Source organism: Metabacillus sp. SLBN-84, assembly GCF_053629595.1.
This window is the reverse complement of record NZ_JBRJIP010000001.1, coordinates 2400091-2413114: the sequence shown is the minus strand read 5'-3', so window position 1 is coordinate 2413114 and position 13024 is coordinate 2400091. Positions and strand designations below refer to the sequence as shown.

The window sequence follows — 13024 nt, the reverse complement described above, 5'->3', positions numbered from 1 at the left end:
ATGGATCAGGCAGAGCAGTTAAGAAGACAGATATTTAAGACAGAAAACAAAACCGCCAAAGCAATTGCCGTGCTGAGCGGAAAAGGAGGAGTCGGAAAATCGGGCTTAACCGTAAATCTTGCAGCACAGCTTTGCGGACGGGGAAAGCGGGCGCTCATTTTAGATCTTGATATCGGTTACGGGAACATCGATCTCTTGATTGGGGAATCCAGCAGACATTCCATGATTGATTTTTTTCAGGGAGAAAAGAAGCTGAGTGAGATCATCTGCAAAAGCAGTGCGGGTTTTGACTACATTTCAGGAGGTACAGGACTTTCGCATGTGGTTTCTCTTAATGACATGCAGCTTTCGGCCTTTTCACAAGAGCTTGACCAGGCATTTTGCACGTACGATTATCTGCTACTTGATCTTGGTGCAGGAATGACATCTGACAGTTTAAAGTTTGCCATGAGTGCTGATGAGCTGGCGGTTGTGACGACACCTGAGCCGACTGCGATAACAGATGCTTACTCAGCGATCAAGGTCATAAGTTTCCATGAAAAATCCATACCTGTTTCCATTGTTGTCAATAAAGCCGATGACGAAAAAACAGCCCAATTAACATTTGCCAGAATGCAGTCGGCTGTCACCCGTTTTCTTGACAGGGAGGTATCTTTTGCCGGCTGGATGCCCCAGGATGCACTCGTATCAGAAGCCGTAAAAAGGCAGGTGCCATTCAGCATCCTGTTTCCTAAATGCCCGGCTTCGCGCGGTATTTGCCGGATTGCTGACAGCATGGTCTCTGTACCCGCTTCAGAGGCACCGCCTCAAAAAACATCATTTTTTTCCAGAGTGTCACAGCTCTTCAGGGGAGGCGGAGATTAAATGAATAAAACGTCTGTTCTAGTTGTGGATGATTCTGCATTTATGCGGAAACTGATTGCCGGTTTCCTGAATGAAAGCGGTACGTGCTATGCTGCCGGCACAGCAAGAAACGGAGAGGATGCCCTCGAAAAAGTGAAGGCGCTGAATCCGGACGTGGTGACGCTGGATATAGAGATGCCCGGTATGGACGGGCTTCAGACACTGAAGCGAATCATGGAGGGCACGCCAAAGCCGGTTATCATGTTTTCAGGCATGACGCAGCGGGGAGCGGATCTCACGATTCAATCTCTTCAAATGGGAGCGGTTGATTTTATACCGAAGCCTTCCGGGGCAATCTCACTTGATCTGCATAAAGTAAAGGACGACCTGATCCGAAAGGTTGAGATGGCTGGCCAGCTGAAAATGGAAACCATCACTGTTGGCGGAAGGAACAGACCTTTTAACGAAAGGAAAACGTCCAGGCTGAACAGCAGCAGGAAAGTCATCTGCATTGGCACATCAACAGGAGGACCAAGAGCGCTGCAGCAGGTTCTGCCGAAGCTTCCGGGGGATTTGAACGCACCTGTTTTTGTTGTGCAGCATATGCCGGAGGGTTTTACCGCTTCGCTTGCAGCGCGGCTTGATACGTTATCGCATCTTACTGTCAAAGAGGCAGAAGACGGGGAACTTGTCAAAAAGGCCACAGCCTACCTCGCACCGGGAGGAACTCACATGAAAGTGGAAGAATCAATGTCCGGGCTTGTGATCAGGCTTACCAAGGAAAGCCTTAATACGGCTCACAGACCTTCTGTTGATGTATTGTTTGAATCGCTCAGCCGGATCAAAAATGTCCACAAAATAGCTGTGATCATGACAGGCATGGGTTCAGACGGATCCGAAGGACTGAAAAAATTAAAACAATCCGGATCCCTTCATGCCATATCAGAATCCGAAAAAACATCCGTTGTATTCGGAATGCCCAAAATGGCAGTTGAGACGAATGCAGTTGATGCAGTTGAACATCTGGAAGATATTGCTGATGCGATTCTTAAATCAGTTCAATCATAAGCCGGAAATATTTGCAGTCTAAGGGGAGTAAGTCAAAATGGATATGAATCAATATTTAGATGTCTTTATTGAAGAAAGCAAAGAGCATCTGCAGTCCTGCAGTCAAAAGCTCCTGGAACTTGAGAAAAACCCTGAAGATTCAGCGATTGTAAGTGAAATTTTCAGGTCAGCACACACGTTAAAAGGCATGAGTGCAACAATGGGTTATACGGACCTTGCAAACCTGACTCACCATATGGAAAATGTGCTTGATGCGATCCGTCACGGAAAACTGTCTGTTCAGCCTGCTGTTCTTGATGCCGCATTTGAAGCTGTTGACCTACTGGAAGAAATGGTTCTTTCCATTGCAGGCGGAGGAAACGGAAAAAAAGACGTGCTCCAAATGATTGAAACGTTTAAAAAGCTCGAAGGCGCTGAAGACCAGGCTGTGGTTCCTGTTCCGTCCGAAACGATGATCCTTGATGATTTTGAACGCACCGTTATCCAACAGGGGGCAGAGCAGGGGTATCAGCCTTACGAAATTACTGTTTTTCTTAGAGAGGACTGTCTTTTAAAAGCAGCAAGGGTTTTCATGATTTTTGAGCTTGGTGAAAAACTTGGCGAGATCATTAAATCTGTTCCGGCAGCGGACATGCTTGAGGAGGAAAAGTTCGATTCAACATTCCGTTTGATTTTCGTTTCAAAAGAGCAGCCGGAAGACATTCAGTCGCAGATGATGAAAGTTTCAGAGGTTGAGAGAGTCGAAATCAGCCCGCTTGCACTTGATCAGTCCGTCTTCATTGAAAAGGACGCCGAGATTGTAACGGAGTCCGAGGCAGAAGCTGAGACGGCTGCTGCAAAGGTTTCAGGAAGTTCAAAGACGATCCGTGTGAACATTGAGAGACTGGACAGCCTGATGAACCTGTTTGAAGAGCTTGTCATAGACAGGGGCCGCCTTGAACAGATTTCAAAAGAATTGAAAAACAGCGAACTCAATGAAACTGTGGAACATATGAGCCGCATTTCCGGAGATTTGCAGACCATTATTTTGAATATGAGAATGGTGCCAGTTGAAACAGTTTTTAATCGATTTCCGAGAATGGTTCGCCAGCTGGCGAAGGACCTGAACAAAAAAATTCATTTGTCCGTTACCGGCGCTGAAACAGAACTTGACAGAACAGTCATTGATGAAATCGGCGATCCACTCGTCCATTTATTAAGAAATGCGCTTGATCACGGGATTGAAACACCTGAACAGCGGAGGATGAACGGTAAACCTGAAGAAGGAAACGTCGCCTTAAAAGCCTATCACAGCGGTAATTATGTCTTTATTGATATAGAAGATGACGGGGCCGGCATAAGCAGGCAGAGGATCTTGAAAAAGGCAATAGAGCGCGGGCTTGTCACTGAAAGAGAGGGCGCAGACTTGTCTGATGAACAGGTTTATGACTTCATGTTTGCATCAGGATTTTCTACGGCCAGCACCATTTCAGATGTTTCAGGCAGAGGCGTGGGTCTTGATGTTGTCAAAAATACGATTGAATCACTTGGAGGCAGCATAACCATTCAGTCAAGGGAAGGCTTTGGCTCACTGTTTTCCATCCAGCTTCCGCTGACTTTATCCATTATCTCCGTGCTGCTTGTGAAGCTTGCAAACGAAACATTTGCGATTCCGATTTCCTCTATCATTGAAACAGCGGTAATCAGAAGAGATGAAATCTTGAACGCGCACAATCAGAAAGTCATCGATTACAGGGGGAAAATTGTTCCGCTTGTTTCACTGAAGGAAATCTTAGAGGTCCCATGCGACCCATTTGATGACTCGCACCTGGCGATTGTCATTGTCAAAAAAGGCGACCGGCTGGCGGCTCTGATGGTAGATTCTTTTATTGGCCAGCAGGAGATTGTGCTCAAACCCCTCGGAAACTACTTGAATTCTGTTTTTGCTGTATCAGGAGCTACGATTTTAGGAGACGGACAAGTAGCCCTTATTATCGACTGCAACGCCCTGATTAAATAGCCGGAAGGGAGAGAAGAAACGTGAATGATACGCTTGAGAAAATGATTGTTTTTCAGCTTAATAACAAAGAATACGGCATTGCTGTCGGAAAAGTGAGATCAATAGAAAAAATGCAGACGATCACGCGTGTGCCCGGAACAGATTCTTTTGTAAAAGGGGTCATGAACTTGAGGGGGATCGTCACTCCTGTGATCGATCTGAGAACGCGATTTGGGCTTGTGCAGGAAGAATTGTCCGAAAGCAGCCGGATTATTGTCGCGGCTCTTGATTCATATGAAGTAGGTTTTATCGTCGATTCAGCAAATGATGTCATTGATCTGTCTCCTGAAGAGCGTGAGCCTGCACCTGAAGTTGCAGGAGCAGAAGAGGCGGAATACATTGTCGGCGTTGCAAAATCCGGCAAACGCCTGATCATTCTTCTGGATCTGAATAAGGTTTTAGCAGACACATCACATTCCCCTGCCATTAACAAACGGAATGTTCAGCTTGCATAATCCGCGATGGAAGCCTTTGGAATGGACAAACAGGAGCGAATGATCAAGGTTGGAATTGCTGAAAAAAACATCGTTTCACAGCCATATTTGATAAGAACATCCGGACTTGGCTCATGTGTAGGGCTTGTTCTGTTCGACGAGGAACAAAAAACAGCCGGCCTCGTGCACATCATGCTGCCTGATTCCTCTTTGTCCCGCACAGGAGATTACAATCCTTCCAAATATGCGGATACAGCTGTAAAGGACCTGGCTGATAAACTGGCAGAAAGAGGGTGCAGAAAGGGTGCTTTGAAAGCAAAGCTTGCAGGCGGAGCGCAAATGTTCCCTTTTCAGCCTTCGGGGATGTTAAACATCGGAGCAAGGAATGTGGCCGCTGTTTTAATGCAGCTGGATACAATGAAAATTCCTGTCATCAGCATGGATACCGGGGGAAGCAGCGGGAGAACGATCGAGTTTAATCCCGCAACAGGAAAGCTTTCTATTTTCACAGTCAATCAATCTGCAAAAACAATCTGACAGACACCGGAAATATCACAGCAGAAGGGGAGAAAAATGGAACAAGCTGCAAAACTCGAAGAACAAGAATATTGGAATAAATGGATTCATTACCGTGACCATGAAGCTTGCAATGCGCTGATTCACCGCTATTTGCCCCTTGTCAGCTATCATGTACAGCGCATTTCAGTCAGCCTGCCCAAATCAGTTAATAAAGAAGATTTAAAAAGCATAGGCATGGTCGGTCTCTACGATGCTCTTGAAAAATTTGACTACACACGCGACCTGAAATTTGAAACGTATGCTTCTTTCAGAATAAGAGGAGCGATCCTTGACGGACTGAGAAAAGAAGACTGGCTGCCCCGCAGCTCAAGAGAAAAAGCAAAAAAAGTGGATGCCGCCATTGAACGGCTTGAACAAAAATATTTGCGGAATGTTCAACCAAAAGAAGTGGCCGCAGATCTTGAAATGTCGGAAAACGAAGTCATTTCGATCATGAATGAAGGCTTCTTTGCCAATGTTCTCTCTATTGATGATCAAAATCATGAACATGACGAACAGGACCATCAGAAATTCGTCATCAGGGACGAAAAAGCAGAAATGCCTGAAGAGAAAATGGTAAAGGACGAACTGATCGGACAGCTTGCAGAAGTCATTGTCAATCTGACAGAAAAAGAGCAGCAGGTCATCAGCTTATTTTATAAAGAGGAACTGACGCTGACTGAAATCGGGCAGGTCTTAAGTCTATCTACATCACGTATTTCGCAGATTCATTCAAAAGCTCTGTTTAAGCTGAAGCATCTTCTTGAAAAAATTAATTCTTGACGGGCCGCTTTTGTAAACAGGCGATATAAAAAAAGGTCAGGTGAAACGGTATATGACAGCAGCACTCCTGGCATTAAGCCTTATTCTGCACGCTGCATCACTTTATTTGATTGCACTTTTATTTTTACGTTATAAAAATGTGCTGCAGGCTGAAGAGAGGCAGGCCGCCATGCTTGAAGAAACAGAACAGGCGCTTGCCGCCTGCATGCTTGAGATGAGAGAAGAGAATGAAAAGCTTCTGGCTGCGCTTGACCGTTCTTTTATAACGGGCGAAAGTTCCGCAGATTCTCATGACGGCGGAGGGGTTCAGCAGAAAGAGCTTTCTCATGAGGAAGCTCCTGAAACCCTTCATGAAAAAGACCAGTCGGATCAATTCCGTCTGGATGTATTAAATCTTTATCAAAATGGCTATACAATAGAAGAAATAGCAAAAAAGCTTGATAAAGGAAAAACAGAAATCTCCCTTATGCTGAAATTCCGCCAATTGTAGTCGAATTTTGCTTGCGAATGATTTTTCATTGTGATATATTAATTTTTGGTGTTAATACACACGCCATAGATTCAGGCATTGGTGCTGTTTAGACAGTTTTGCCTGAAGATGATATGTGCGGAGGAGAAAAAACCATTAGGAGGAAATACCATGTCAGTCATTTCAATGAAACAACTACTTGAAGCAGGTGTTCATTTCGGCCATCAAACACGCCGCTGGAACCCTAAGATGAAGCGTTACATCTTCACTGAGCGTAACGGCATCTACATCATCGACCTTCAAAAAACAGTTAAGAAGGTTGAAGAAGCTTACCAGTTCACGAAAGAACTAGCTGCAAACGGCGGCACAATTCTTTTCGTAGGAACTAAAAAACAAGCTCAGGATTCAGTTAAAGAAGAAGCTGAGCGTTCAGGAATGTACTTCGTTAACCAACGCTGGTTGGGCGGAACGCTTACAAACTTTGAAACGATTCAAAAGCGCATCAAACGTCTGAAAGACATCGAAAAAATGCGTGAAGACGGCACTTTCGAAGTTCTTCCAAAGAAAGAAGTTGTTCAGCTTAACAAAGAGCTTGAGCGTCTTGAGAAATTCTTGGGCGGAATCAAAGACATGAAAGGTCTTCCTGATGCACTATTCATCATTGACCCTCGCAAAGAGCGCATTGCCGTTGCTGAAGCACGCAAATTGAACATTCCAATCGTTGGTATCGTTGATACAAACTGCGATCCGGATGAAATTGATTACGTAATTCCTGCAAATGATGATGCAATCCGTGCAGTTAAGCTTTTAACTTCTAAAATTGCTGATGCAATTCTTGAAACAAAACAAGGTGAAGAAACAACTGCTTAATCAAGTAAAGGTGATAAGAGGGGAATGCCTTTTATCACCTTTTTTAAAGAGGCTTTTTCCTGACGGGAAAAGCCCCCTTTAACAAAACGAAAAACATTCTAGTTCAGAATGAAACCAATACATAATGGCGGAACGGCCGAAAATTAAGGAGGAAAACTCTCATGGCAATTACAGCTCAAATGGTAAAAGAATTACGCGAAAAAACTGGTGCAGGTATGATGGACTGCAAAAAAGCACTTACAGCAACAGAAGGCGATATGGAAAAAGCGATTGATTTCCTTCGTGAAAAAGGAATCGCTTCTGCTTCTAAAAAAGCGGACCGCGTAGCTGCTGAAGGACTTGCTCTTGTTAAAGCTGAAGGAAACGAAGCCGTTATCCTTGAAGTGAACTCTGAAACTGATTTCGTAGCTAAAAACGAAGGATTCAAGGAGCTTCTTGATACACTTGCTTCACACCTTCTTGCTAAAAAGCCTGCTGACCTTGAAGCTGCTCTTGCATCTGAAATGGACAATGGCACAACTGTAAATGACTACATCAACTCTGCAATCGCTAAAATCGGTGAGAAAATCACTCTTCGCCGCTTTGATATCGTATCAAAAACAGACAGCGATGCATTCGGTTCTTACCTTCACATGGGCGGCCGCATTGCCGTTCTTGCTGTTCTTGAAGGAACAACTGACGAAGATACAGCTAAAGACGTTGCGATGCACGTAGCTGCTGTTAACCCTAAATACATCGGCCGTGACGCTGTAAGCGAAGAAGAAGTAACTCGCGAGCGCGAAGTTCTTTCTCAGCAGGCTCTAAACGAAGGCAAGCCTGCTAACATCGTTGAAAAAATGGTTGAAGGCCGTCTTGGCAAATTCTTCGAAGAGATCTGCCTTCTTGAGCAGAACTTCGTTAAAAACCCTGATCTTAAAGTAAAACAATTTGTTGAGTCTAAAGGCGCAACAGTAAAAAGCTTTACTCGCTTTGAAGTAGGCGAAGGCATTGAAAAACGCCAGGATAACTTTGCTGAAGAAGTTATGAACCAAGTCAAAAAATAATTCAGTCCGACATAAGAGAAAACAGCTGTTTTCCTTAATGAAGACGAGTAAATGAAAGACAGGGAACACACTTCTGTGTTCCCTCTTTTTGAAAAAGCCTGTTTCCCCGCGGGGTGAATACAGCTTGAATCATTTACATGCAACGATTTACCCGAAAAGACTTGGAGGTCATTATGAGCAAACCTAAATATAATCGTATCGTACTTAAATTGAGCGGAGAAGCGTTAGCAGGAACGGACAGCTTCGGCATTAAGCCTGCTGTCATTCAGTCCATTGCCAAGCAAGTGAAAGAAATTGCAGAGCTTGGTGTTGAAGTGGCTGTAGTTGTAGGCGGCGGCAACATCTGGCGCGGCAAAATCGGCAGTGAAATGGGCATGGACCGTGCAACTGCCGACTATATGGGAATGCTTGCTACGGTGATGAATTCACTTGCTCTGCAGGACAGCCTTGAAACGTTCGGCATCCAGACCCGCGTTCAGACTTCCATTGAAATGAGACAAGTTGCAGAGCCGTACATCAGAAGAAAAGCAATCAGACACCTTGAGAAAAAACGAGTTGTCATTTTTGCTGCAGGTACGGGAAATCCTTACTTCTCCACTGATACAACAGCGGCGCTCCGGGCAGCAGAAATTGAAGCAGATGTCATTCTGATGGCAAAAAACAATGTTGACGGCGTCTATACAGCAGATCCAAAGAAAGACGCAGCCGCTGTAAAATACGAAACACTGTCTTACCTTGACGTATTGAAAGAAGGTCTGGAAGTGATGGATTCTACTGCTTCATCACTTTGCATGGACAATGATATCCCGCTGATTGTCTTCTCTGTTATGGAAGAAGGCAACATTAAACGTGCAGTACTCGGCGAAAATATCGGAACAATTGTAAGGGGGAAATAATGATGGCTAAACAAGTTCTTGCACAAGCAAAAGATAAAATGGAAAAAGCGGTATCTGCCTATAACAGAGAGCTTTCAACCGTTCGCGCAGGCCGTGCAAATGCATCTCTTCTTGATAAAATTGTCGTAGATTACTACGGTGCGCCTACACCGGTCAACCAGCTTGCTTCTATTAACACACCTGAAGCAAGACTGCTTGTGATTCAGCCTTATGACAAAACGGTACTCGGCGAAATCGAAAAAGCGATCCTTAAATCAGATCTTGGATTAAATCCTACAAACGACGGATCTTTAATCCGGCTTGCTATTCCGGCCCTTACTGAAGAGCGCCGCAAAGAGCTTGCTAAACTTGTAAAGAAATATGCTGAAGAAGCAAAAGTTGCAGTCCGCAATGTGCGCCGTGACGCAAACGACGATTTGAAAAAGCTTGAGAAAAATGGCGAAATCACAGAAGATGAGCTTCGCACAAACAATGATCAAGTTCAAAAAACGACGGATGAGTTCATCAGCAAAATTGACGCTATTGCAAAAGATAAAGAAAAAGAAATCATGGAAGTTTAAGTTAAAAATCTGTACAATGGAATTGTGCTCAAAAGACCCTCTTATGTTTACAGGGGGTTTTTTTGTTAATACTGTTAACACCGCTGCAGTATATGAGACCGCAGAATGTTACGGGTGATGGAGGAATCACATGCTGGGCAAACTGAAAAATTGGAGAAATCCTAACCGGGAACTGTCTGTTACCTCAAAAGATGACTTGATCAAACGGGGAATACCTGAACATATTGCCATTATTATGGACGGAAATGGGAGATGGGCCAAAAAACGCGCACTTCCAAGGATTGCCGGACACCATGAAGGCATGAAGACAGTAAGAAAAATCACAAAGCTTTCCAATGAGCTCGGTGTAAAGGCTCTTACTCTATATGCTTTTTCAACGGAAAACTGGAAACGCCCAAAGTCTGAAGTCGATTACCTGATGAAGCTGCCTGAAGAGTTTCTAGGAACTTTTCTGCCTGAGCTGATCGAGGAAAATGTACAGGTCAGAATTATTGGCGACGAATCCAAAATACCGGCGCATACGCTTCGCGCTGTGCAAAAAGCAAAAGAGGAAACAGGATCCAATAACGGACTTATTTTAAATTTTGCCTTGAATTACGGAAGCCGGGCGGAGATGATTCATGCTGTCCGCGGCATTGTTGAAGATGCAGAAAACGGCGAATTAAAGATTGAAGACATAAGCGAAGAGCTGTTTTCAGGTTATTTAATGACAAGCGGAATGAAAGATCCTGATTTGCTGATCCGGACAAGCGGGGAAATCAGGCTGAGCAACTTCATGCTATGGCAGCTTGCCTACTCGGAATTCGTCTTTACGGATGTTCTCTGGCCGGATTTCAGCGAAGATCACCTTCTTTCAGCCATTGATGAATATCAGCACAGAGGAAGAAGGTTTGGAGGATTGTAAAGGCAATCTCCCTGGTTTATCATCCAGGGATTATACATAACTTGAGAGGTGCAGGGATTCGCACGTTATTTGCACAATCCAGATATACAGAGATCTGCAGCAGACGAATGGGGAGTGACATGGTGAAGAGAATCAGTTTATTGGGTGCAACAGGTTCAATCGGACAGCAGACACTTGATGTCATTAAGGCTCATCCGGAACAATTCCAGCTAGTTTCCATGTCATTTGGAAGCAACCTTACTTTAGGCAGAAAAGCAATTATTGAGTTTTCGCCCCGTTTAGTGGCAGTAAATGACTTTGATGCCTATTCACAGCTGAAAAGTGAATTTCCGGACGTGTCTTTTGCTTTTGGCGAAGAAGGCTTGATTGAAGCTGCCGTTTTGCCTGAAGCAGACATCCTGGTTAATGCTGTTATGGGGAGCGTCGGTCTTCTGCCGACATTAAAAGCAATTGAATGCAAAAAAACGATAGCCATTGCCAATAAAGAAACACTTGTAACGGCAGGACATCTTGTAACGGCTCATGCGAAAACATACAATGTGGAGCTCCTGCCTGTAGACAGCGAGCATTCAGCTATTTTTCAATGTCTTCAGGGTGAGAATCCCAAATCTTTGGAGCGGCTTATTATTACTGCTTCCGGAGGGAGCTTCCGTGACAGAAAGCGGGAGGACCTTGAAAATGTCACGGTGGAAGAAGCCCTTAACCATCCGAACTGGTCGATGGGAGCTAAAATCACGATTGACTCTGCAACAATGATGAACAAAGGTCTTGAAGTCATTGAAGCGCACTGGCTGTTTGACCTGCCGTATGAAAAGATCGATGTGCTGCTGCACAAAGAAAGCATTATCCATTCCATGGCTGAATTTCATGACCGCAGCGTCATTGCCCAGCTTGGAACACCTGATATGAGAGTGCCGATTCAATATGCCCTGTCTTATCCTGAACGGTTGCCGATGCCGGATACGAAACAGCTGAATTTATGGGAGGCGGGCAAGCTCCACTTTGAAAAAGCTGATTTTGAACGGTACCGCTGCTTACAATTTGCTTATGACTCAGGTAAAATTGGAGGAACGATGCCGACTGTCCTGAACGCTGCAAATGAAGAAGCTGTGGCCGCTTTTCTGAAAGGGAAAATTAAGTTTCTTCAAATCGAAGACCTGATTGAGAGGGCACTTTCAAAACATTGTGTGATAACAGACCCGAATCTGCATATCATTCAAGAAGTGGACAAAGAGACAAGAGAATTTGTTCAATCATTCTATTCATAAAGGTGGTCATGAAACGTGAATACCGTTTTGGCGTTTGTTGTTATTTTTGGGGCGCTCGTTTTCTTTCATGAGCTTGGACATCTCGTTTTAGCTAAACGTGCGGGTATTCTTTGCCGTGAGTTTGCGATTGGATTCGGCCCGAAAATCTTTTCTTTTACAAAAAATGAGACGGTCTATACGATCAGACTTCTTCCTTTGGGCGGATTTGTCCGGATGGCCGGCGAAGACCCTGAAATGATAGAGGTTAAGCCCGGATATAATGTCGGACTGCTCTTTAACAAACAGGATCAAGTTGAAAAAATTATTCTGAATAATAAAGAAAAATACCCCCGTGCAAGAGTCATAGAAGTCGAACAGGCAGACCTTGAGCACAAAATGTTCATCTCAGGGTATGAACAGGGCGAAGAAGATGAAGTGCTTAAGCATTTTGATGTCAGCGAGCGTTCATTCTTTATCGTAGATGGATCAGAAGTGCAAATTGCGCCTTTTAACCGCCAGTTCGGTTCAAAAACACTCGGCCAGAGAACGGCTGCGATTATTGCAGGCCCGCTGATGAACTTTATCCTTGCGTTTGTCCTGCTTTTCTCTCTTGGTTTTATTCAGGGAGCTCCAATAAACGAGCCTGTCCTTGGAAAATTGACAGAAGACGGCTCTGCCGCTGAATCAGGCTTAAAAGAGGGAGATGAGATTACGGCCATTGAGGGCAAAGTGATGTCTTCCTGGAAGCAGGTGGTATCTGTTATTCAGTCAAACCCTGAACAGGAGCTTACCTTCAGCGTGAATCGCGGCGGGCAGGATCTTGAAATCGAGGTCATCCCTGAAGCGAGCAAAGTCGGTGAGGAAACCATCGGCAGAATCGGAGCCTATAATCCGGTAGAGAAATCGTTTATCGGTTCATTAACTTACGGTGTCACAGAGACATTTAACTGGACAAAAGAAATTGTCCTCGGACTTGGCAAGCTGATCACAGGCCAGTTTTCCATTGATATGCTTTCAGGCCCTGTCGGCATTTATGATATGACAGATCAAGTAGCAAAAACGGGCGTCATTAATTTGATGAGCTGGGCTGCGATCCTGAGCATTAATCTCGGTATCGTCAACCTTCTTCCAATTCCGGCTCTTGACGGTGGAAGACTGCTCTTTTTCCTTGTTGAAGCGCTTAGAGGGAAACCGATTGACCGCCAGAAAGAGGGCGTTGTCCATTTTATCGGGTTTGCGCTGCTGATGCTCCTGATGCTTGTCGTAACGTGGAATGACATTCAGCGGTTCTTTTTATAAAACGGCTGCAGC

At 44.6% G+C, this 13024-nt stretch carries 14 protein-coding genes; all 14 read left to right on the top strand.

Annotation, left to right across the window (positions count from 1 at the left end):
- The 14 genes from RKD52_RS12315 (at nucleotide 1) to rseP (ending at nucleotide 13012) form a co-directional block, all read left to right on the top strand.
- The gene (locus RKD52_RS12315; RefSeq protein ID WP_454099947.1) at nucleotides 1–864 is read left to right on the top strand and encodes a MinD/ParA family protein; all 864 of its coding nucleotides are present in this window, start codon (nucleotides 1–3) and stop codon (nucleotides 862–864) included.
- On the top strand, nucleotides 865–1911 hold the full coding sequence (locus RKD52_RS12310; RefSeq protein ID WP_454099946.1) for a protein-glutamate methylesterase/protein-glutamine glutaminase: 1047 nt from the start codon (nucleotides 865–867) through the stop codon (nucleotides 1909–1911). It abuts the gene before it with no gap.
- Nucleotides 1912–1948: 37 nt separating this feature from the next.
- Entirely contained in the window at nucleotides 1949–3910 is a 1962-nt protein-coding gene (locus RKD52_RS12305; RefSeq protein WP_454099945.1) for a chemotaxis protein CheW, read from the top strand.
- Nucleotides 3911–3951: 41 nt separating this feature from the next.
- On the top strand, nucleotides 3952–4404 hold the full coding sequence (locus RKD52_RS12300; protein WP_454101206.1) for a chemotaxis protein CheW: 453 nt from the start codon (nucleotides 3952–3954) through the stop codon (nucleotides 4402–4404).
- Nucleotides 4405–4425: 21 nt separating this feature from the next.
- Nucleotides 4426–4920, top strand: coding sequence for a chemotaxis protein CheD (locus RKD52_RS12295; protein WP_454099944.1), 495 nt, complete (start codon nucleotides 4426–4428; stop codon nucleotides 4918–4920).
- 36 nt (nucleotides 4921–4956) lie between these two features.
- Nucleotides 4957–5724 (top strand): FliA/WhiG family RNA polymerase sigma factor, encoded by a 768-nt coding sequence (locus RKD52_RS12290; RefSeq protein ID WP_454099943.1) that lies wholly within the window; start codon nucleotides 4957–4959, stop codon nucleotides 5722–5724.
- Between the two features lie 52 nt (nucleotides 5725–5776).
- Complete coding sequence (locus RKD52_RS12285; protein ID WP_454099942.1) at nucleotides 5777–6214, top strand: DUF6115 domain-containing protein; 438 nt, start codon at nucleotides 5777–5779, stop codon at nucleotides 6212–6214.
- Between the two features lie 150 nt (nucleotides 6215–6364).
- Nucleotides 6365–7063 carry a 30S ribosomal protein S2 gene (gene rpsB / locus RKD52_RS12280; protein ID WP_454099941.1) on the top strand — a complete coding sequence of 233 codons (699 nt, stop codon included), beginning with the start codon at nucleotides 6365–6367 and terminating at the stop codon, nucleotides 7061–7063.
- Between the two features lie 161 nt (nucleotides 7064–7224).
- Nucleotides 7225–8106, top strand: a complete 882-nt coding sequence (tsf, locus tag RKD52_RS12275) for a translation elongation factor Ts (protein ID WP_369733129.1) — start codon at nucleotides 7225–7227, stop codon at nucleotides 8104–8106.
- A gap of 173 nt (nucleotides 8107–8279) precedes the next feature.
- Nucleotides 8280–9002 (top strand): UMP kinase, encoded by a 723-nt coding sequence (gene pyrH / locus RKD52_RS12270; RefSeq protein ID WP_203290172.1) that lies wholly within the window; start codon nucleotides 8280–8282, stop codon nucleotides 9000–9002.
- 2 nt (nucleotides 9003–9004) lie between these two features.
- Nucleotides 9005–9562, top strand: a complete 558-nt coding sequence (frr, locus tag RKD52_RS12265) for a ribosome recycling factor (RefSeq protein ID WP_029281276.1) — start codon at nucleotides 9005–9007, stop codon at nucleotides 9560–9562.
- Between the two features lie 130 nt (nucleotides 9563–9692).
- The gene (locus RKD52_RS12260; protein WP_454099940.1) at nucleotides 9693–10466 is read left to right on the top strand and encodes an isoprenyl transferase; all 774 of its coding nucleotides are present in this window, start codon (nucleotides 9693–9695) and stop codon (nucleotides 10464–10466) included.
- A 122-nt stretch (nucleotides 10467–10588) separates the two neighbouring features.
- Complete coding sequence (gene dxr / locus RKD52_RS12255; RefSeq protein ID WP_454101205.1) at nucleotides 10589–11734, top strand: 1-deoxy-D-xylulose-5-phosphate reductoisomerase; 1146 nt, start codon at nucleotides 10589–10591, stop codon at nucleotides 11732–11734.
- 15 nt (nucleotides 11735–11749) lie between these two features.
- Nucleotides 11750–13012: an RIP metalloprotease RseP gene (rseP, locus tag RKD52_RS12250; RefSeq protein WP_454099939.1), complete on the top strand. Its 1263-nt coding sequence runs from the start codon at nucleotides 11750–11752 to the stop codon at nucleotides 13010–13012.
- Nucleotides 13013–13024 lie beyond the last annotated feature (12 nt).